The following is a 20,183-nucleotide window of genomic DNA, read 5'->3' as shown; positions in this document are numbered from 1 at the left end:
TGTGGGAGGAGGATTGCCTTCCTCCCACAGGGTTGATCAGGCCAGGTCGACCAACACGATCTCGCTGTCTTCAATCGCCGTCACCCGCAACACCTGCTCATCCTCAACCGCTACACCGTCTCGAGCCTGCGCACGCAAGCCGTTGACTTCAATCACGCCGGTCGCCGGCACCAGGTAAGCTCGGCGCCCGCTGTCCAAGCGGTATTCCGCGCTTTCCCCGGCTTTCAGGTTCGCCGCTACCAGGCGTGCATCCGCGCGGATGCGCAGGCTCTCCCTGTCACCGGCCTTGCCACTGGCCAGGGTCACAAACCCTTCGCGATCGCCTTTCGGAAACGGCTTGGCGCCCCAGGAAGGTGGCAGGCCGGCCTCGTTAGGGATGATCCAGATCTGGAAGATCTTGGTCGGCGTCGCTTCCAGGTTGTACTCGCTGTGGGCGATCCCCGTGCCTGCGCTCATCACCTGCACATCGCCGGCTTCGGTGCGGCCCTTGTTGCCCAGGTTGTCGGCGTGGCTGATGGCGCCTTCACGGACATAGGTAATGATCTCCATGTCGCGATGGGCGTGCTGCGGGAAGCCGGTGCCGGGGGCGATGATGTCGTCGTTCCAGACCCGCAGGTTGCCCCAGTGCATGCGCTTGGGGTCGTGGTATTCGGCAAATGAAAAGTGGTGATGGGCGTCAAGCCAGCCGTGGTGGGCGCCGCCCAGGGCGTTGAAAGGTCGAAGTTCAAGCATGATCGTCTCCTGTTGATGGCGCTATGATCCGTGAGCCCATGATCGATAAAAAGCGTAAAAAATGCCTTATTCCTATCAGCAGATTCGATGGGTAAACAGTGTTTTGACTTTCACTTCATCGCCTAACTGCATGACGGTAAAGCAATTGGCTGGAACTGAGCGCCGATTCCGGCGACCATGGTGCCCTTGTCAAAACCCAGCTCATCGCAGGAGTCCGCGTGCCGCAACACAAGCCTGATCTGCCCCCCGAACTGCGCCCATTGGCGGAAATGCCGCTGCTCAAACGCCTCGCCGCACGCCTGTTTGGCCATGGCCTGACGCGTTTGCGCGCACAGCACCGGTTTTCCTGGTTGCATGGGCAGGCCGATGGTTTTCGCAGTGGCCACGAGGCCGGCGTGGAGTATGGCTATCGCGAGGGCAAGGCCGATGGCCTCGAGGAGGGCCGACAAGTCCTGTTGATCCGCGACTTCCGTCCCGATGAGCACCGCGCGCCCGGCGTCGATGACAGCCTGTTCGACGATTGGCGGCTGCCCTTGACCGCTGACGTGAAGAAACGCATCAAGGCTGATGTGGCCCGCTTGCTGCCGGCCCATGCCCAGCCGAGCGCGGCGCAATGGAAGATGATCTTCAGCGATACGCCGTCAACCTCGGTGATCGCCGGTGCCGGCGCGGGTAAATCCACCTCGCTGGTGCTGCGTATTTTGCTGCTCACCCATTACCTGGGCTTCGAATTGAGCTCGATGACCGTGGTGACCTTCACCCGCGAGTCACGCAAAGACTTCATCGACAAGCTCATGGACATTCTCACCCTGTGGGGCCAACCCATTGGCATGAAAGAAGCCCAGGCGGTGGTGCGCACCTTTCACTCGCGCATTCTGCCGATGGTCCGCAGCCTGCCGGGTTTTGAACGCCTGCAGGCGTTCGAAAACCTCAGTGCCGGTTTCGAAGACGCTGACAGCAACCCGTTCGACCTGCGCATCAGCGACGCCCAGCGCCAGCAGATGAATGCCTGCTACCACCAGTTGCAGGGGCGACATGCACGGTTTCGTGAACTGATTGCGCCGCTGGCACGCCACGGCCTGCAACTGCGCGAACTGGAGCGCGATCATCCGGATGTACAGAAGCGCATAGCGGTGACCGAACTGGCGGCCAAGCGCGATGAAGAACTCTGCGATGTGATCGAGGACCTGTGGTTTCGTGCCGGCGCCTGGCCGATCAAGGGGATTGAGCCCAGTCGCCAGCGCTTCGAAATCAATGGCGCGCAGTTCCATTGCCACGGCTATATCCCGGCGCTGGATGCGTGGGTAGTGCTGGGCTTTGATTCCAGGGAAAATGCCCAGATCAGCCGGCCGAATTCGAAGCTGTCGGTCCGTGCAGAGTGGGCGGTAAAGCGCACCCTGTTTCAAGCTTTCTGTCGTAAGCCATTGATATGGCTGGATAGCTATGATGCATCAAAGCGTCTGTTAAGCAGCCTTGCCGGGGACGCCAGCGCAGGTCCCGGCTTTGATTACAAGGTCAAGGGCGAGCTGGCGTCGGCGCCGCTGCTGGACAGTTTCGTGATGGCCGCCGGCTTTATCGAGAACCTGGGGCTGGATGTGCCGACTGCCGTCGGCCAGATGAGCTTCGCCAAGGACGACCCGGACCGCTTCTTCTTCGAAGCCCTGAGCATTTTCTGGAAAGCCCTGGAAGACCACCTGCTGGATCAGTCGCCGCCGATCATGACCTATAACCGCATGTTCTCGCTCTTCGGCGAGAACACCCCGGAAAACCTCAAGCTCCTCAGCGATCCGCTGCTGCGGCCGATGTCGCACCTGATGATTGACGAATTCCAGGACGTATCGCCCCAGATCGTTTCGTGGATACGCGCCAGCCTGCGGGAAATCCGCAGTCGTGGGCCGGCGATGCATGTGGGCCGTGGCGCGCAACGTTCGTCCTTGCTGTGCGTGGGTGATGACTGGCAGTCGATCTACGGCTGGCGCGGCAGTTCGCCCAAGTACTTCATGGAATTCAACCAGGAATTCCCGGCGCCGAGTACTACCCGCGTCATGCTCGGCGAGAACTACCGCAGCCATCAGCACATCATCGACGCCGCAGAACATATCGTGCGCGCCGCACCGGCTATCCCGGGGAAAAAGGCCAAGGCCAGCGGCACGCCAAAAGCCTTGGTGCCGGTCACGGTACTGGAGCGGGACGATGCGGCGTTGGGGCGGCAACTGCTGGAGCATTATCAACGGGGCGATTCGATATTAATGCTGTATCGAAAAAGTAGCGATAAGCTACTGATTCAAGAGCATATTCAGTCGATTGTTAATGTTGATTCTAGCTTGCCCGCAGCGACGCGCAGGTTGAAGCAGCTGACGTACCACAGCGCCAAGGGCCTGCAGGCGGATGCGGTGTTCCTGCTCGGGGATTGCCAGCATGTGACCAGCTCGCCCTACAAGAACCAGGTCTACCGCATGGCGGGCCTGGGCAAGGACGGGGACAGCGAACCCTACGACACTGCGCAAAAGGACGAAGTACTGCGCCTGGCCTACGTCGGGATTACCCGGGCCGTGAGCCATTGCTACTGGTATGTGGAAAAAACCGAAGGCCAGGCGGTGAATGTGCCCAAGGCCTCGGAGCGGGTCGACGGCAGGAAAGCGTTTTTCGACGATCAGCGCCACTAGAGAATGAACGCAATCCAACTGTGGGAGGGGGCTTGCTCCCGATAGCGTTGTTTCAGTCACTGTAGGTGGTGACTGGCACTCTGCTATCGGGAGCAAGCCCCCTCCCACAGTTGACCATCTTTCTGTTGACTGCGGGATCAGGCCCTCAGCGACAACGGCGGCACAAACGACTCCAACTCATCCTCCACCGCCTCGATAATCCGCTCCACATCGGCAGCATTCATCACGGTGGCGCAGGGGATGCCGGCGATGGCAATCAGCGTCTCGCCGCTGGCCCGGTCGAACAGGCGGGCGACCATACTGCCGGGCGCATCCATGCTGCCCTCGAAGCCCATCGGATGAAAATGCCAGCGCATCAGCTGGCAGGCGTTGGGGAATGTCACTTTGTTCATGTTGCCCACCTTGTTCATTGAGCGCTTCCTTTAGCTCGCGGCAGGGGGCCAGGACCGTCACTGGTCGTGGCGTCGTAGAAGCTAAAAATAGCATTCGTTCGCAAGTACAAGGTGACTTTTTCTGCCCCGTTCGGCGGTTCTCAGCCATTCACTTGATGTGGGTCATCTCTTACTAACGATTAGGCACAATGCCACTAATGCGAAGTTCCAATTGGCCATTGTCGGCAGTGGCAAAATTCGGCAATCTCCGAGGTTTACCCGCCTCAGAGCCTTCCATGCCCGACATCGCGCCAGACGATGATTGCCATAACACCCACGCCACGCGTGAGCTGGTGTTGCGCCACCACCTGTGCTGGCGTCATCGCGACCTTGACGGCGTGATGTCCTACTACCACCCGGACATCCAGTACCACGACTTTTTCCAGAACCGTGTGGTCGGTTACGCCGAACTGCGTGAGTACCTGCAAGCCAGCATGCCCCGCGAAGCCGACGAAGCCATTGAACATACCGACCGCATCCGTGCCGATGGCGACACGGCATTCATCCAGTACCGCATCACCTTGCGCGGCGGTCAGGGGCTGGTGTCATTCCGTACCAGCGAGGCCATCACCGTCCGCGATGGGTTGATCTGGCGCGTCAACGAGTACGCGTCATTGGTGCATGAACAACCCTCCCAGGCCCAGCGCCCCAGCGTCAGCCGCCTGGGCCTGTCACCCCAGCAATTGGGGCATATGGCCAATGACTTGCAGCAGTACTTCGAGCGCAGGCAGCCTTATCTGGACCCGGAACTGGACCTGCAACGCGTCGCCAAGGAGTGTGGCTACAGCCGCAATCAGATTTCCTACCTGCTCAACCAGGTGCTGGGGCAAAGTTTCTACCGCTACGTCAACCAGGCTCGGCTCCAGCACCTGCTGGCCGCACTGGATACAGCGCAGCCACCGATCAAGGTCGACGACCTGGCCTTCGCCGCCGGTTTCAATTCGTTGTCGGCGTTCTACAGCGCCTTCCGCCAGCACACTGGCCAGTCGCCCAAGGCCTACGTCAAACAAATTTCCCTGCGTGCACGCGCGCAAGACAGCGAATAACCCGCAGTTCTAGGATCCCCCATCGAAACGTGGTTGGGGAACTTGGCATGCCGGCTTGGCGCACTATCAGTTTATGGATGGACCAACTGGACGACCCGCTGTCGGCGCGGCCGGCCCTTGAGCATGACCTGGACGTCGATGTGGCCATTATCGGTGCCGGCTACACCGGACTGTGGACCGCCTACTACCTGAAACGCCAGGCGCCTGAGCTGAAGATCGCGATTATCGAGGCGCAAACCGCTGGCTTCGGCGCCTCGGGTCGTAACGGCGGCTGGCTGATGGGCAATCTGCTGGGCGAAGACCGCCTGCTGGCCGGCCTTGCGCCTGAACAGCGCCGCGCCTCATTCGACCTGCTGCATGGCATTCCCGACGAAGTGGCCCAGGTCCTGGCCCGTGAAGGCATCGACTGCGACTACCGCAAGGGCGGCGCGCTGTACTGCGCCGCTCGCTATCCCGAACAGGAAGGCAGCCTGCGCGCTTACCTGGACAAGCTCTACGCCCAAGGCCTGACCGAAGCCGACTACCGCTGGCTGAGCCCTCGACAGTTGGCTGAGCAGATCCGCATCGCCAAGCCCTATGGCGGTATCCATGCCCCCCATGTCGCCACGATCAACCCGGCCAAGCTGGTGCGCGGTCTTGCGCGGGTGGTGGAGAGCATGGGCGTGACGATTTATGAAAACAGTCCGGTCACCCACTGGCAGTCCGGCACTGTGCGCACCGCCAAGGCCCGTGTACGCGCTGCCTGGGTGGTGCCGGCTGTCGAAGGTTATGCGGATACCTTGCCGCCCCTGGGCCGATACCAGTTGCCGGTGCAAAGCCTGATCGTTGCCACCGAACCGCTGCCCGCCGGTACCTGGGATGAAATCGGCCTGAGCCATGGCCAGGCTTTTGGCGAAAGCAGCCGCCAGGTCACCTATGGCCAGCGTACCGCGGATAACCGCCTGGTGTTCGGCGCCCGCGGCGGTTACCAGTTCGCCGGCAAATTGCGCCACAACTTTGATTTGACTGACAGCGAAGTGGCACTGCGCCGCTACCTGTTCGGCGAACTCTTCCCACAGCTGAAAAAGGTGCGAATTACCCATTCCTGGGGCGGCAACCTTGGCATGTCGCGGCGTTTTCGCCCGCACATGCTCTGCGATCACAAGACCGGCATCGCCCTGGCCGGTGGTTACGGCGGGGAGGGCGTCGGTGCCACCAACCTGGGTGGCCGCACCTTGGCCGACCTGATCCTTGGTCGCGACACACCGCTGATCCACCAACCCTGGGTGATCCGCGAGCGTGGCCTGCACGCGCTCAAGGCCTGGGAGCCGGAGCCATGCCGCTGGCTTGGCTACAACGCGATCATTCGCAGTTTCGTCCATGAAGACCAGGTGCTGGCCAATCCCAACACCGCGCCTTGGCGCCGCAAGCTGGCGATCGGCATAGCCGGGTTCATGGAAGGTTTCATGCACTGAGCCGTTTCACCTACACGAGAAAACGCCATGAGCATCACTCAATTCAAAGACACGCTGCATGCCCACCTGCCGGACTCATCGCCGGTGGCCGTGCCCCTGGGCGAGCCGATCGCCGTGGCCTCGACCTTGAGCGTTGAACGCAGCGACGGCGTCGAGACCGGTATCTGGGAATGCACGCCGGGCCGCTGGCGTCGGCAGATCAAGGCCCAGGAGTTTTGCCACTTTATCCAGGGGCGCTGCACCTTCACCCCTGACAACGGGGAAGTCGTTCACATACAAGCCGGTGACGCACTGATGTTGCCGGCCAACAGCACCGGTATCTGGGACATCCAGGACACCGTGCGCAAAACCTACGTACTGATTTTGTAACGCTTTGATCCTTGATCGCCTGCCATAAAAACAGCCCTAAAATCGCCAGGAAATCGAACCATGAAAGCCATTGCCCTATTGCCCTTGATGTTGGTGGCCTCTATCAGCCAGGCCGCCGAGACGGTGAAGATCTACAACTGGTCCAGCTATATCGCGCCGGACACCACGAAGAATTTCCAGAAACAAACCGGCATCGGTTTCAGCTACGACGTGTATGACAGCAACGAAACCCTCGACGGCAAGCTGATGACGGGTAACTCCGGCTACGACGTGGTGTTTCCGTCCAACCACTTCATGGCACGGCAGATCCAGGGCGGCGCCCTGAAGAAGCTCGACAAGAGTCAGTTGCCCAACTGGAAAAACCTCAACCCCGTGCTGCTCAAGGCCTTGGAAAACAACGACCCGGGTAATGCCCATGGCTTCCCGTACCTGTGGGGCAGTACCGGCATCGGTTACAACATCGACAAGGTCAAGGCCGTGTTGGGGGATAACGCCCCGGTGGATTCCTGGGACCTGATCTTCAAGCCCGAATACATGGAAAAGCTCAGCAAGTGCGGGGTGGCGATCCTCGATAACGGCCCGGAATTGCTGCCTATCGCCCTTAATTACCTGGGGCTGCCACCCCACAGTAAAAAAACCGAGGACTACAAAAAGGCCGAGGCGCTGCTGATGAAAGTGCGGCCGTATGTCGCGTACTTCCACTCCTCGAAATACACCGGCGACCTGGCCAATGGCGACATCTGTGTGGCGGTTGGTTTCTCCGGCGACGTACTGCAAGCCGAAAGCCGCGCCAAGGAGGCCAAAAATGGGGTGAAGATCGGCTATGAGATTCCCAAGGAAGGCGCCGCAATCTGGTTCGACATGGTCGCCATGCCCGCCGATGCCCCCGATGAAAAGGCCGGCTACGCGTTCATGAACTACCTGCTGGAGCCCCAGGTGATGGCGGACATCACCAACTCCGTGCACTACGCCAACGGCAACCGTGCAGCGGATAGCCTGGTAGACCCTGAGATCAAGGCGGACACCAAGATCTACCCCAGCGACGAAATGATGGGCAAGTTATTCGCACTGGAAGCGATGCCGCTGAACATCGACCGGATTCGCACGCGGGTGTGGAACACCATTCGTATGGGCCGCTGAAGAAGTCTGATGCGGGGGGAGGGCAAGCCCCCCCATTAATCTGAGTCTTGCATAAACAATTTCAGGCGACCGCATTCTTGTGGTGAGCGGACTTGTCCCGCGCTGGGGTGCGAAGCGCCCCTTATGAAGACGAATGCGGTGTATCAGGTATTCCTCTGCGCCTGGTTTTGGGGCTGCTGCGCAGCCCGACGCGGGACAAGCCCGCTCACCACAGGGGGCCCAGTTTGCTGGGCGACAGCGCTAGGTCGAAGAGGTTGTGGGACCTCCCACATTTGGTTTGAGTACATCCTGGGCTTCACGGGTTTTCCAGGTCATGCCCCAACGACTGGATAAACAACGAAAACAGTTCCGGCTGTGACGAGATGTCCAGCTTCGCGTACAGATGCCGGCGGTGCACCTTCACCGTGTCCGGCGAGATATGCAGGCGTTCGGCCATGGCCTTGGACGAGAACCCGCGCAGTACCAGGCGGGCGATTTCCAGTTCGCGGTCCGAAAGCACGCCGCAACCAAATTGGCTCAGTGCATCCCTGATCTGGCTGTCCATGGCCGGCACGCGCCGGGTGCTTTGTTGCCAATGCTGCTGCATCAACGGCAGCACCCAGGCCGACAGGGTGGTCAGCAACCCGGTCTCCTCAACGCTGAATCGCCGCTGCATGCCCAGTGACAGCGACAACGTCCCCGCGCCCGGCAATTGCAGGATCAACTGCACCTCGTCTTCCAGCACATTGTCGTGAAAGTAACTGAGGAAATATTCGCTCTGGCGAAAATGGTCCGGCGCCACTTCCTCAAGACGATACACACCGCTGGCATAACCCTCGCGACAGGCCTGGAAGAACGGATCGAGCAAATACAGGCCATTGAGGTACACCAGCATCGACGCCGGCTTGCTGCTCGGCTGGGCGTCGTATTCTTCCAGGGCCTGGGGCGGGCCCTCCACGGGGTAGAAGATCGCCAGCGCGTTATCGAAGGGCACGCACTGGTGCAACAACAGCACCAGCTGTTTCCAGAAACGCTCGGTGCCGATGTGCGCAACGGTGCGGCCCAGGCCGGCGTGCATGCCGACTTCACGAAACAGGCTCATGTAGCAGGCTCCCGCCAACAAAAGATCGTCCCAAGGGTTCGGCTTTTGCCGGGTTCCGTCAAGGGGAGTACGCCAATAGGGGAATTGGCTGGCACTAGCCCAACCGTTAACGTCGGCAGCATTCAGCGGGAAACATATCCCGCCACGTTCAGACCTTTCGTTTCTGCCTCACACCAAGAACAACGACAGAGGATAACGATATGAGCACTTCCCCCACGCCCGATGGCGTGCTGAAACCCACCCTGAGCGTCTTCGATGTGGTGGCCATTACCGTTTCAGCGGTGACCCCCGCCAGTTCCGTCTTCGTGATCGCGCCCTTTGCCATCCAGCAGGCCGGCAGCGGCGTGTTCCTGGCGTTCGTGATGGCAGGGCTGCTGGCGCTCATGTTCGCGTTTTGCTACGCCGAACTGGGCCGCGCCCATAACAGCGCCGGTGGCGAGTATGTGTATGCCAAGCGCGTGTTCGGTGGCATGGCCGGCTACGCGACGTTCCTGACCGTGCTGGTGATGCTGTTGTTTATTCCGCCGGTATTGGCCACCGGTGCCGCAACCTATCTCAACAATGCCCTGGGTACCACCTTCGACGCGCAAACCGTGGCTCTGGTGATCGTGGTGTGCAGCTACGCCCTGGGCATCCTCAATATCAAGCTCAACGCCTGGATCACCGGGACCTGCCTGCTGCTGGAAGTCGCGGCGTTGCTGGTGATCGTGTGCATCGGCTTCGGTAACCCGGTGCAGCCCGCCAGCGTGCTGTTTCAACCCCAGATCGTCGAAAACGGTGTATTGCACCTGGCGCCTTGGGCTTTGGTGATCGGCGCGGTAGGCATTGGCCTGTTTTCCTACAACGGTTACGGCCCCGCCGTATTGCTGGCCGAAGACATGAAATGCAGGGGCAAGGGCGTACACAAGGCGGTGCTGTGGTCCCTGGGCCTGGTGGTGGTGATCGAGCTGGTGCCGATCACGGCGCTGTTGATCGGCGCGCCGTCACTGAGTGCGATGATCAGCAGCCCGGACCCCATCGGCTACCTGCTCACCAGCCATGGCAATGAAACCCTGTCGCGCCTGGTCAGCGCGGGCATCTTCCTGTCGGTGTTCAATGCCATCGTCGCCATCGTTATCCAGATCGGCCGCGTGGTGTTCAGCAGCGGGCGCGATGCATTGTGGACGCCTACCATTAACAAGCTGTTCACCCGCATTCATCCGCGCTGGGATTCACCCTGGCTGGCCACGTTGTTCCTGGCGATCCCGTCGGCGTTGCTGAGCTTCAGCTCCAACCTGGCCGACCTCACCTCGTTCAGCGTATTACTGATCATATTGGTGTACCTGGTGGTGGCGTTGAGCGCGCTGATGAGCCGCGTGCTGCTGCGCGACCGCGAGCATCCCTATCGCATGCCGCTGTGGCCGTTGCCGGCGCTGCTGGCTGTGCTGGGCGCGGGTTACTTGCTGGTGACCTTGATCTACGCGGCGTCAGTACGCGACATCATGATCATCATCGGCTTGCTGGCCCTGTCGGTGATTCTGTATTGCATCAGCGGCCGGTCGAGTCCGGCCTTTCAGAAATTGTAAGGAGTGGTTATGCGTGCACGTCAATTGGGCATCACGTTGGGGCTGGGCACACCCGGTGAGTTGAATGCCATCACCGATGTTCCCGGGGTTCGGGTCGGTCACAGTACGCTCAAGACCCGTGTCGACGGCAAACAGGTGCGTACCGGTGTCAGCGTGGTCCAGCCCCGCGCCGGGGAAGCGCGGTTGCAGCCGTGCTTTGCCGGGTATCACGTGCTGAACGGCAATGGCGACGCCACCGGCCTGGAATGGATCAGCGAGGCAGGCCTGTTGACCACGCCGCTGGCCATCACCAACACCCACAGCATCGGCATCGTGCGCGACACGTTGATTGCCCTGGAACGCGAGCGCCTGGCGGATCCGGCGGTGTACTGGTGCATGCCGGTGGTGATGGAAACCTACGACGGCCTGCTCAACGACATCTGGGGCCAGCACGTCACCCCCGAGCATGTGCGCCAGGCGCTGGAGAGCGCCGAACGCGGCCCCGTGCAAGAAGGCGCCGTGGGCGGTGGGACGGGGATGATCTGCCATGAATTCAAGGGCGGTATCGGCAGCGCTTCGCGGCGCTTGCCGGCAGAGCAGGGCGGCTGGACCGTCGGCGTGCTGGTGCAGGCCAACCATGGCAAGCGCCAGGAGCTGCGGGTCGACGGTTATCCGGTGGGCCGCCGCTTGATGGACATCCCGTCACCCTTCGCCGAACGAGGCACGCCGGGCATGGGCTCGATCGTGGTGATCATCGCCACGGATGCGCCCCTGCTGCCGCACCAATGCCAGCGCCTGGCACAACGCGCGTCTATCGGCATCGCGCGCACCGGCGGCGGCACCGAGGACTCCAGCGGCGACCTGTTCCTGGCCTTCGCCACCGGCAACCAGGAGCTGCCGCCAGCAGACTACGCGCGCAAGGGCCTGCCGTTGAGCAGCACCTTACAGATGGTGAATAACGATCATATTTCCCCGCTGTTCAGCGCTGCGGCGGAAGCGGTAGAAGAAGCGATCATCAACGCGATCCTGGCGGGCGAAGACATGGTGACCGACGACGGCGTACAGGTGCCGGGTTTGAAAGGCGAGACCTTGTTACAGGCATTGCACGACACGGGTTGGCGCGTGTCCCGGTAATAGGGGACAACGCCGATATATACATATAAATAGTGGCTGTTTAATGTTGCCAATGACACCGTGACAATATTATGGATCCAATTATCAAGTGTGCCGCTCAACTTGAGCGGCATTAACGCTATTTAATATTTAAATAAGTGCCCGGTGTGTTTTGTCAGACAAAAGCAACGCCACCCAATAAATACGGAGCCAAACTTGTTGGCGCTATTGTGGGTCCGCTTTTCAGGCTGGAAAAGATGTAGACGAAAGATTTCAAGTTGTGTCAGTTTCGTGACGCCTTCAAAAGAGGCGAGTGATAGGACGATCTCGCCCGCGAGATTCCTATCGATCAAAGACTGATGAACTTGCAAACAAGGAAGTACGTTTATGTCAAAAGTTAAAGACAAGGCTATCGTGTCGGCGGCGCAAGCCAGCACCGCTTACTCGCAAATCGATAGCTTCAGCCATCTGTATGACCGTGGTGGCAACCTCACGGTCAATGGCAAACCCTCCTATTCCGTTGACCAGGCAGCCACCCAGCTGCTGCGCGACGGCGCCGCGTACCGGGACTTTGACGGCAACGGCAAGATCGACCTGACCTACACCTTCCTGACCTCGGCGTCCTCGAGCACCATGAACAAACATGGCATCTCGGGCTTCAGCCAGTTCAACGCCCAGCAGAAAGCACAGGCCGCACTGGCCATGCAATCCTGGTCGGACGTGGCCAACGTCACCTTTACCGAAAAAGCCAGCGGCGGTGACGGCCACATGACATTCGGCAACTACAGCAGCGGCCAGGACGGCGCGGCAGCCTTCGCCTACCTGCCCGGCACCGGTGCAGGCTACGACGGCACCTCGTGGTACCTGACCAACAACAGCTACACGCCGAACAAGACCCCGGACCTGAACAACTACGGCCGGCAGACCCTGACCCACGAAATCGGGCACACCCTGGGCCTGGCTCACCCTGGCGACTACAACGCCGGCGAAGGCGCCCCGACCTACAACGACGCGACCTATGGACAGGACACGCGCGGCTACAGCCTCATGAGTTACTGGAGCGAGAGCAACACCAACCAGAACTTCAGTAAAGGCGGGGTCGAAGCCTACGCCTCCGGCCCGCTGATCGACGACATCGCCGCGATCCAGAAGCTCTACGGTGCCAACTACAACACCCGTGCCGGCGACACCACCTACGGGTTCAACTCCAACACCGGGCGTGATTTCCTCAGCGCCACGTCCAACGCCGACAAGCTGGTGTTCTCGGTCTGGGACGGTGGCGGCAATGACACTCTGGACTTCTCCGGCTTCACCCAGAACCAGAAGATCAACCTCAATGAGGCCTCGTTCTCCGACGTTGGCGGCCTGGTGGGCAACGTCTCCATCGCCAAGGGCGTGACCGTCGAGAACGCGTTCGGCGGTGCGGGCAACGACCTGATCATCGGCAACAACGCGGCCAACGTGATCAAGGGTGGGGCCGGCAACGACCTCATCTACGGCGCTGGCGGCGCGGATCAACTGTGGGGCGGCGCGGGCAACGACACGTTTGTGTTCGGCGCCAGTTCCGACTCCAAGCCAGGGGCGGCGGACAAGATCTTTGACTTCACCTCGGGCTCCGACAAGATCGACCTCAGCGGCATCACCAAAGGGGCCGGCCTGACCTTCGTCAATGCCTTCACCGGGCATGCCGGCGATGCGGTATTGAGCTACGCGGCAGGTACCAACCTGGGTACGCTGGCGGTCGACTTCTCCGGGCACGGCGTGGCGGATTTCCTCGTCACCACCGTCGGCCAGGCAGCGGTCAGCGACATCGTGGCATGATGCACGGGCGCGGCGCGCAAGCGCCGCGCCTCCAGGCTGGAGCGTTCAGATGCAGCGTTTTTACAATGTGATCGCCTGCGTGTTGCAGGTGATGTTCGTGTCGGCAGGAGCCCACGCAATGGCGAGCAGTCTTGTTTTACCCACCAGCGCCCAACTGGCCGGGCATTGGCAGTTGCACCAGCAGGATCAGGTGTGTGCACTGGACCTGCTCGAGCAGGCCAATGCCCTAGGCGGCGATGTGGCCTGTGTGGCGCAGTGGCTGGGGGACAAGCCCCTGACCTGGTCGCCCACACCCGACGGTATCTGGCTGTTCAATGCCGAAGGCAGCGGGATCACCCATCTGAATCGTCAGAAAGACGGTGAGTACCAGGCACGGACGAAGTCCGGCACCGTGGTTGAATTAAAACGAGTGCCTTAGTTGTTGTTATAAGCCTATAACTCGATTTCATTAGTTGAGCGGCCTCTATCGCGGAGGACGGCAAACTTATGCGCGTAATTTGATTCAAGGAAGATCAGAACCTATGGCCAGGCCCCATGCGGTTGCGCCTTTATTCAAGGCGCTGGGTGAATACAAGAGCATCTTGATCAGCGTCGGTTGTTTTACCGCGTTGATTAACCTGTTGATGCTGGTGCCATCGATCTACATGCTGCAAGTGTATGACCGTGTGCTCTCCTCGCAGAATGAAACCACCCTGGTGATGTTGACCCTGATGGTGGTGGGCTTCTTTGCCTTTATTGGCCTGCTCGAAGTCATCCGCAGTTTTATCGTGATCCGCATCGGCAGCCAGTTGGAGCGGCGTTTCAACTTGCGCGTATACAAGGCCGCGTTCGAACGCAACCTGCAACGCGGCCAGGGGCATGCCGGGCAATCCCTGGGTGACTTGACCCATATCCGCCAATTCATCACCGGGCCGGCGCTGTTCGCGTTCTTCGATGCGCCGTGGTTTCCCATCTACTTGTTTGTGATTTTCCTCTTCAACGTGTGGCTCGGGGTGTTGGCCACCGCCGGCGCAGTGCTGTTGATCGGCCTTGCGTGCCTCAACGAATACCTGACCAAGAAACCCTTGGGCGAGGCCAGTGGCTTCTCCCAGCAGTCGACGCAGCTGGCCACCAGCCATTTGCACAACGCCGAAACCATCCAGGCCATGGGCATGCTCGGCGCGTTGCGCCACCGCTGGTTTGCTGTGCATTCGCAGTTCCTGGGTTTGCAGAACAGAGCCAGTGATACCGGGTCGGTGATCACCTCCTTGAGCAAATCCCTGCGCCTGTGCCTGCAATCCCTGGTGCTGGGCCTGGGCGCGCTGCTGGTGATCAAGGGCGACATGACCGCCGGGATGATGATCGCGGGCTCGATCCTGATGGGCCGCGTACTCAGCCCCATCGACCAGTTGATTGCCGTCTGGAAGCAATGGAGTTCGGCCAAGCTGGCCTATCAGCGGCTGGACGAACTGCTGCGCGAGTTCCCGCCGGAAGTGGAGCAGATGAAATTGCCCGCACCCAAGGGCCAGGTCAGCTTCGAACAGGTCAGCGCGGGCCCGCCCGGGCGGCGCATGCCCACCCTGCATCAGGTCAGCTTCACCCTTGGCGCCGGCGAAGTGCTCGGCGTGCTTGGCGCCTCCGGCTCCGGCAAATCTACCCTGGCCCGCGTGCTGGTGGGCGTGTGGCCGACCCTGGCCGGCACCGTGCGCCTGGACGGTGCGGATATTCACCGCTGGGACCGCGACGATCTCGGCCCGCACATCGGCTATCTGCCCCAGGACATCGAACTGTTCAGCGGCAGCATCGCCGACAACATCGCACGTTTTCGCGAGGCCGACCCCGAGCGGGTAGTGAAGGCTGCGCAGCAAGCCGGCGTGCATGAGTTGATCCTGCGCTTGCCCCACGGTTATGACACGGTCCTCGGCGATAACGGCGGTGGCCTGTCCGGCGGCCAGAAACAACGCGTAGCCCTGGCACGTGCGCTGTACGGCGGGCCGCGCTTGATCGTCCTGGATGAGCCCAATTCCAACCTCGACACCGTCGGCGAAGCCGCGCTGGCCAGCGCCATTGTGCAGATGAAGGCTCAGGGCAGCAGTGTGGTGCTGGTGACCCATCGTTCTTCGGCCTTGGCCCAGGCCGATAAATTGCTGGTGCTCAACGAAGGGCGTTTGCAGGCATTCGGGCCAAGCCAGGACGTGCTGCGGGCGTTGTCGGGCCAGCAGGAAGCACCGAAGGATAAACCCGGTGTGAGTTTCAGCCGTCAGTATCAAGCCGGAAGGAATCCAGGCGCATGAGCAGTATCACTGTTGAACCACGTTTCAAAGAGCGCGACGCCCGGTTCTTTGCGCGCATGGGCTGGCTGCTGACCCTGGTCGGTGCCGGTGGCTTTTTCCTCTGGGCCAGCCTTGCGCCCCTGGACCAGGGCATCCCGGTGCAGGGCACGGTGGTGGTGTCGGGCAAACGCAAGGCGGTGCAAACCTTCAGCCCCGGCGTGGTCAGTCGGATCCTGGTCAAGGAGGGGGAACTGGTGAAGCAAGGCCAGCCGCTGTTCCGTCTCGACCAGACCCAGCACCAGGCCGACGTGCAGTCCCTGCAAGCCCAATACCGCATGGCCTGGGCCAGCGTCGCGCGGTGGCAGAGCGAGCGCGACAACCAATCCGCTATCACCTTTCCCGCCGAGCTGAGCAGCAACCCCGACCCGGCACTGGCGTTGGTCCTGGAAGGCCAGCGCCAATTGTTCAGCAGCCGTCGCGAAGCCTTTGCTCGTGAACAGGCGGGCATCCGCGCGAATATCGAGGGCGCCACCGCGCAGCTCAACGGCATGCGCCGCGCCCGCAGCGACCTGACCGCCCAGGCCCAGTCCCTGCGCGACCAACTGAGCAACCTGCAACCCCTGGCCGACAACGGCTATATCCCGCGCAACCGGCTGATGGAGTACCAACGCCAGCTGTCCCAGGTGCAACAGGACCTGGCGCAAAACACCGGAGAGAGCGGCCGGGTGGAGCAGGGCATCCTTGAATCGCGCCTGAAATTGCAGCAGCACAGCGAGGAATACCAGAAGGACGTGCGCAGCCAGTTGGCCGACGCGCAATTGCGCAGCCTGACCCTGGAGCAGCAGCTCACATCGGCCGGCTTCGATCTGCAACACAGCGAGATCAACGCACCGGCCGACGGCATTGCGGTCAACCTCAGCGTGCACACCGAAGGCGCCGTGGTGCGTGCCGGTGAAACCCTGTTGGAAATCGTGCCCCAGGGCACGCGCCTGGAAGTGGAAGGGCATTTGCCGGTGCACCTGGTGGACAAGGTCGGCATGCACCTGCCGGTGGATATCCTGTTCACCGCCTTCAACCAGAGCCGCACCCCGCGTGTGCCGGGGGAGGTCAGCCTGATTTCCGCCGACCAGATGCTCGACGAAAAAACCGGCGCGCCGTATTACGTGCTGCGCACCACCGTCAGCGAGGCGGCACTGGAGACGCTCCACGGCCTGGTGATCAAGCCGGGCATGCCCGCCGAGATGTTCGTACGCACCGGCGAGCGTTCGTTGCTCAATTACCTGTTCAAGCCGCTGCTCGACCGCGCCGGCTCCGCGTTGACCGAGGAATGAGCATGAAAGCTGTGTTCATCGCCTTGCTGTTCACCTGCGTCCATGCCCAGGCCGCCATGGGCCCGTTCGATGTGTACGAGCAGGCCCTGCGTAACGATCCGGTGTTTCTCGGCGCGATCAAAGAGCGCGACGCCGGCCTGGAAAACCGCACCATCGGCCGCGCCGGCTTGCTGCCCAAGCTGTCGTATAACTACAACAAGGGCCGCAACAACTCCCAGGCCACTTTGCCCGACGGGCGCGGCGGCAATTACCACGACGACCGCAACTACAACAGCTACGGCTCGACCTTCAGCCTACAACAGCCGCTGTTCGACTATGAGGCCTACGCCAACTACCGCAAGGGCGTGGCCCAGGCACTGTTCGCCGACGAAAGCTTTCGCGACAAGAGCCAGGCCTTGCTGGTGCGGGTGCTGAGCTATTACACCCAGGCGCTGTTTGCCCAGGACCAGATCGACATCGCACGGGCCAAGAAGAAGGCCTTCGAGCAGCAGTTCCAGCAGAACCGGCACCTGTTCCAGCAGGGCGAGGGCACCCGCACCGATATCCTCGAAGCCGAGTCGCGCTATGAGCTGGCCACCGCCGAAGAGATCCAGGCGCTGGATGAGCAGGATGCCTCGCTTAGAGAACTGGGCGCGCTGATCGGTGTGCAAAGCGTCAATATCCACGACCTCGCCCCGTTGAACGAAGGCTTTGCCGCGTTCACCTTGACCCCGGCGAACTACGACACCTGGCATGAACTGGCGATCAGCAACAACCCCACGCTGGCGTCCCAGCGCCAGGCCCTGGAAGTCGCACGTTATGAAGTGGAGCGCAACCGCGCCGGGCACCTGCCCAAGGTCACTGCGTATGCCAGTTCGCGCCAGCAGGAGTCCGACAGCGGCAACACCTACAACCAGCGCTACGACACCAACACCATCGGCGTCGAAGTGAGCCTGCCGTTGTATGCCGGTGGCGGCATCTCCGCGTCCACTCGCCAGGCCAGCCGCGCCATGGAACAGGCCGAGTATGAGCTGGAAGGCAAGACCCGCGAGACCCTGATCGAACTGCGTCGGCAGTTCAGCGCGTGCCTTTCCGGCGTGAGCAAACTGCGCGCCTATCAAAAGGCCCTGGCCTCGGCGCAAGCGCTGGTGGTGTCGACCAAACAGAGCATCCTCGGTGGCGAGCGGGTCAACCTCGATGCGTTGAACGCCGAGCAACAGCTCTACAGCACGCGGCGTGACCTGGCCCAGGCGCGTTACGACTACCTGATGGCCTGGACCAAATTGCACTACTACGCCGGCAACCTGCGCGACACCGACTTGGCCAAGGTGGATGAGGCGTTCGGGCCGGCACCGCATTAATTGACTTTCTCGACAATTCCAACAACAGAGAGGCAAGACCATGGGTGTGTTCGACTATAAAAACCTCGGGGCCGAAGGCTCCAAAGCGCTGTTCGCCGATGCCATGGCGATCACGCTGTATACCTACCACAACCTGGATAACGGCTTTGCCGTGGGCTACCAGCACAACGGCCTGGCGCTCGGTTTGCCCGCCACGCTGGTGGGCGCACTGCTGGGCAGCACGGATTCCCAGGGCGTGATTCCCGGCATTCCCTGGAACCCGGATTCGGAAAAAGCCGCCCTGGACGCCGTACAGGCTGCAGGCTGGACGCCCATCAGCGCCAGCACCCTGGGCTATACCGGCAAGGTCGACGCCCGCGGCACGTTCTTCGGCGAAAAGGCCGGCTACACCACGGCCCAGGTCGAGGTGCTGGGCAAGTACGATGACGCCGGCAAGTTGCTGGAAATCGGTATCGGTTTTCGCGGTACGTCGGGCCCTCGGGAAACGCTGGTCAGCGACTCCATTGGCGATCTGGTCAGCGATCTGCTCGCGGCCTTGGGGCCCAAGGATTACGCCAAGAACTACGCCGGCGAAGCCTTTGGCGGCCTGCTCAAGAACGTCGCCGACTACGCCAGTGCCCACGGCCTCAGCGGCCACGACGTGGTGGTCAGCGGCCACAGCCTGGGCGGCCTGGCGGTCAACAGCATGGCCGACTTGAGCAGCAGCAAATGGGCAGGTTTCTACCAGGACGCCAACTACCTGGCCTACGCCTCGCCGACCCAGAGCGCCGGCGACAAGGTGCTTAACATCGGCTACGAAAACGACCCGGTGTTCCGGGCGCTGGACGGCTCGACTTTCAATTGGTCGTCGTTGGGCGTGCATGACAAACCCCATGAATCGACCACCGACAATATCGTCAGCTTCAACGACCACTACGCTTCGACGCTGTGGAATGTGCTGCCGTTTTCCATCACCAACCTGCCGACCTGGATCTCCCATTTGCCTACGGGGTATGGCGATGGGATGACGCGCATCCTCGAGTCCGGGTTCTATGAGCAGATGAGCCGCGACTCGACGATTATCGTCGCCAACCTGTCCGACCCGGCACGCGCCACCACCTGGGTGCAGGACCTCAACCGCAATGCCGAACCGCACAAGGGCGATACCTACATCATTGGCAGCGACGGCAATGACCTGATCCAGGGCGGCAAGGGCGCGGACTTCATCGAGGGCGGCAAGGGCAATGACACGATCCGCGACAGCAGCGGGCATAACACCTTTTTGTTCAGCGGGCCGTTTGGCCAGGACCGGATTATCGGCTATCAAGCAACGGACAAGCTGGTGTTCAGGGACGTTGAGGGGAGTGCGGATTACCGTGATCACGCCAAGGTCGTGGGCGGGGATACGGTGATCAGTTTTGGCGCGGACTCGGTGACGTTGGTGGGGGTGGTTGGCTTGTCGGGGGAGGGGATTGTGATCGGTTAAAACGGTGGGAGGGGGCCAAGCCCTCTCCCACATTTGATCAGTGCGGGCCGCTGGAAATCAGTCCTCCTTGCGCACCGTCGCCACATCGTCGGCTTTGACACGGATGTGTTTGCCGGCAATGTCGGTGAACTCGTAGAAACCATCGGCCGTCTTGGTTTTTGGAGAGTCTTTGGTCAAATACTGCGTGCCATTTTGCAGCGTCACTACGGTTTGCGTCGCGCAACCGGCCAATACCAGAAAAGTGAGTGCAACCAGTGGCAGCCCCAAATTCTTCATGTTCATAACCCTTACCGTTAACCCTGAAAAGTCCCGCGCCAAGGCTGCGGGCCATAAATTTTACGCCATCGACTCCCCCATCTGATCACTTTTATACAAAAAGTTGCGTGCGCCATTTATCT

Annotated in this window: 17 protein-coding genes; 13 read left to right on the top strand and 4 right to left on the bottom strand. The window is 61.1% G+C overall.

What is annotated here, in order from left to right:
- Positions 1-36: 36 nt before the first annotated feature.
- Positions 37-732, bottom strand: a complete 696-nt coding sequence (locus J3D60_RS04975) for a pirin family protein (RefSeq protein WP_253490146.1) — start codon at positions 730-732, stop codon at positions 37-39.
- 218 nt (positions 733-950) lie between these two features.
- Between J3D60_RS04975 and J3D60_RS04970 the strand changes: the two genes are divergently transcribed.
- Positions 951-3,398 carry a UvrD-helicase domain-containing protein gene (locus J3D60_RS04970; RefSeq protein ID WP_253490144.1) on the top strand — a complete coding sequence of 816 codons (2,448 nt, stop codon included), beginning with the start codon at positions 951-953 and terminating at the stop codon, positions 3,396-3,398.
- A gap of 137 nt (positions 3,399-3,535) precedes the next feature.
- On the opposite strand, the gene J3D60_RS04965 is transcribed toward J3D60_RS04970, so the two are convergent.
- On the bottom strand, positions 3,536-3,808 hold the full coding sequence (locus tag J3D60_RS04965; protein ID WP_027605770.1) for a DUF1652 domain-containing protein: 273 nt from the start codon (positions 3,806-3,808) through the stop codon (positions 3,536-3,538).
- 257 nt (positions 3,809-4,065) lie between these two features.
- Between J3D60_RS04965 and J3D60_RS04960 the strand changes: the two genes are divergently transcribed.
- The 4 genes from J3D60_RS04960 to J3D60_RS04945 are packed head-to-tail and all read left to right on the top strand — an operon-like array spanning position 4,066 to position 7,838.
- Complete coding sequence (locus J3D60_RS04960) at positions 4,066-4,875, top strand: AraC family transcriptional regulator (RefSeq protein ID WP_065941430.1); 810 nt, start codon at positions 4,066-4,068, stop codon at positions 4,873-4,875.
- A gap of 47 nt (positions 4,876-4,922) precedes the next feature.
- Complete coding sequence (locus J3D60_RS04955; protein ID WP_253490142.1) at positions 4,923-6,329, top strand: FAD-binding oxidoreductase; 1,407 nt, start codon at positions 4,923-4,925, stop codon at positions 6,327-6,329.
- A 27-nt stretch (positions 6,330-6,356) separates the two neighbouring features.
- Positions 6,357-6,698, top strand: a complete 342-nt coding sequence (locus J3D60_RS04950) for a cupin domain-containing protein (RefSeq protein ID WP_253490140.1) — start codon at positions 6,357-6,359, stop codon at positions 6,696-6,698.
- A 60-nt stretch (positions 6,699-6,758) separates the two neighbouring features.
- The gene (locus J3D60_RS04945; RefSeq protein WP_253490138.1) at positions 6,759-7,838 is read left to right on the top strand and encodes a polyamine ABC transporter substrate-binding protein; all 1,080 of its coding nucleotides are present in this window, start codon (positions 6,759-6,761) and stop codon (positions 7,836-7,838) included.
- A 295-nt stretch (positions 7,839-8,133) separates the two neighbouring features.
- On the opposite strand, the gene J3D60_RS04940 is transcribed toward J3D60_RS04945, so the two are convergent.
- Positions 8,134-8,919 carry a helix-turn-helix transcriptional regulator gene (locus tag J3D60_RS04940; RefSeq protein ID WP_253490136.1) on the bottom strand — a complete coding sequence of 262 codons (786 nt, stop codon included), beginning with the start codon at positions 8,917-8,919 and terminating at the stop codon, positions 8,134-8,136.
- A 200-nt stretch (positions 8,920-9,119) separates the two neighbouring features.
- Here J3D60_RS04940 and J3D60_RS04935 point away from each other — a divergent pair, with 200 nt between their 5' ends.
- The 8 genes from J3D60_RS04935 to J3D60_RS04900 all read left to right on the top strand — a co-directional run bounded on the left by J3D60_RS04935 (position 9,120) and on the right by J3D60_RS04900 (position 19,785).
- Positions 9,120-10,484 (top strand): APC family permease, encoded by a 1,365-nt coding sequence (locus tag J3D60_RS04935; protein WP_253490134.1) that lies wholly within the window; start codon positions 9,120-9,122, stop codon positions 10,482-10,484.
- 9 nt (positions 10,485-10,493) lie between these two features.
- On the top strand, positions 10,494-11,597 hold the full coding sequence (locus J3D60_RS04930; protein ID WP_253490133.1) for a P1 family peptidase: 1,104 nt from the start codon (positions 10,494-10,496) through the stop codon (positions 11,595-11,597).
- A gap of 366 nt (positions 11,598-11,963) precedes the next feature.
- Entirely contained in the window at positions 11,964-13,397 is a 1,434-nt protein-coding gene (locus J3D60_RS04925) for a serralysin family metalloprotease (protein ID WP_065941437.1), read from the top strand.
- Positions 13,398-13,446: 49 nt separating this feature from the next.
- The gene (locus J3D60_RS04920) at positions 13,447-13,815 is read left to right on the top strand and encodes an AprI/Inh family metalloprotease inhibitor (RefSeq protein WP_027605779.1); all 369 of its coding nucleotides are present in this window, start codon (positions 13,447-13,449) and stop codon (positions 13,813-13,815) included.
- Positions 13,816-13,918: 103 nt separating this feature from the next.
- Entirely contained in the window at positions 13,919-15,670 is a 1,752-nt protein-coding gene (locus tag J3D60_RS04915) for a type I secretion system permease/ATPase (protein WP_065941439.1), read from the top strand.
- Positions 15,667-16,980 (top strand): HlyD family type I secretion periplasmic adaptor subunit, encoded by a 1,314-nt coding sequence (locus J3D60_RS04910; protein ID WP_253490132.1) that lies wholly within the window; start codon positions 15,667-15,669, stop codon positions 16,978-16,980. The genes J3D60_RS04915 and J3D60_RS04910 overlap by 4 nt, the downstream gene beginning before the upstream one ends.
- 2 nt (positions 16,981-16,982) lie before the next feature.
- The gene (locus J3D60_RS04905) at positions 16,983-18,320 is read left to right on the top strand and encodes a TolC family outer membrane protein (RefSeq protein WP_065941441.1); all 1,338 of its coding nucleotides are present in this window, start codon (positions 16,983-16,985) and stop codon (positions 18,318-18,320) included.
- Between the two features lie 40 nt (positions 18,321-18,360).
- Positions 18,361-19,785: a lipase gene (locus J3D60_RS04900; protein WP_253490131.1), complete on the top strand. Its 1,425-nt coding sequence runs from the start codon at positions 18,361-18,363 to the stop codon at positions 19,783-19,785.
- A 57-nt stretch (positions 19,786-19,842) separates the two neighbouring features.
- On the opposite strand, the gene J3D60_RS04895 is transcribed toward J3D60_RS04900, so the two are convergent.
- Complete coding sequence (locus tag J3D60_RS04895) at positions 19,843-20,067, bottom strand: YgdI/YgdR family lipoprotein (RefSeq protein WP_065941443.1); 225 nt, start codon at positions 20,065-20,067, stop codon at positions 19,843-19,845.
- Positions 20,068-20,183: the final 116 nt, after the last annotated feature.

Source organism: Pseudomonas sp. S3E17, assembly GCF_024168685.1.
GTDB classification, from domain to species: Bacteria; Pseudomonadota; Gammaproteobacteria; order Pseudomonadales; family Pseudomonadaceae; genus Aquipseudomonas; species Aquipseudomonas marginalis.
Note: the sequence above shows the minus strand (reverse complement) of the source record. Positions and strands in the feature narration are given on the sequence as shown.

Excerpts from the sequence above, each read along its gene's own strand:
- J3D60_RS04940 (WP_253490136.1), bottom strand. The coding sequence starts at position 8,919 with ATGAGCCTGTTTCGTGAAGTCGGCATGCACGCCGGCCTGGGCCGCACC.
- J3D60_RS04935 (WP_253490134.1), top strand. The coding sequence starts at position 9,120 with ATGAGCACTTCCCCCACGCCCGATGGCGTGCTGAAACCCACCCTGAGC.
- J3D60_RS04950 (WP_253490140.1), top strand. The coding sequence starts at position 6,357 with ATGAGCATCACTCAATTCAAAGACACGCTGCATGCCCACCTGCCGGAC.
- J3D60_RS04910 (WP_253490132.1), top strand. The coding sequence starts at position 15,667 with ATGAGCAGTATCACTGTTGAACCACGTTTCAAAGAGCGCGACGCCCGG.
- J3D60_RS04930 (WP_253490133.1), top strand. The coding sequence starts at position 10,494 with ATGCGTGCACGTCAATTGGGCATCACGTTGGGGCTGGGCACACCCGGT.
- J3D60_RS04965 (WP_027605770.1), bottom strand. The coding sequence starts at position 3,808 with ATGAACAAGGTGGGCAACATGAACAAAGTGACATTCCCCAACGCCTGC.
- J3D60_RS04925 (WP_065941437.1), top strand. The coding sequence starts at position 11,964 with ATGTCAAAAGTTAAAGACAAGGCTATCGTGTCGGCGGCGCAAGCCAGC.
- J3D60_RS04915 (WP_065941439.1), top strand. The coding sequence starts at position 13,919 with ATGGCCAGGCCCCATGCGGTTGCGCCTTTATTCAAGGCGCTGGGTGAA.
- J3D60_RS04945 (WP_253490138.1), top strand. The coding sequence starts at position 6,759 with ATGAAAGCCATTGCCCTATTGCCCTTGATGTTGGTGGCCTCTATCAGC.
- J3D60_RS04960 (WP_065941430.1), top strand. The coding sequence starts at position 4,066 with ATGCCCGACATCGCGCCAGACGATGATTGCCATAACACCCACGCCACG.
- J3D60_RS04900 (WP_253490131.1), top strand. The coding sequence starts at position 18,361 with ATGGGTGTGTTCGACTATAAAAACCTCGGGGCCGAAGGCTCCAAAGCG.
- J3D60_RS04905 (WP_065941441.1), top strand. The coding sequence starts at position 16,983 with ATGAAAGCTGTGTTCATCGCCTTGCTGTTCACCTGCGTCCATGCCCAG.
- J3D60_RS04975 (WP_253490146.1), bottom strand. The coding sequence starts at position 732 with ATGCTTGAACTTCGACCTTTCAACGCCCTGGGCGGCGCCCACCACGGC.
- J3D60_RS04955 (WP_253490142.1), top strand. The coding sequence starts at position 4,923 with ATGCCGGCTTGGCGCACTATCAGTTTATGGATGGACCAACTGGACGAC.
- J3D60_RS04895 (WP_065941443.1), bottom strand. The coding sequence starts at position 20,067 with ATGAACATGAAGAATTTGGGGCTGCCACTGGTTGCACTCACTTTTCTG.
- J3D60_RS04920 (WP_027605779.1), top strand. The coding sequence starts at position 13,447 with ATGCAGCGTTTTTACAATGTGATCGCCTGCGTGTTGCAGGTGATGTTC.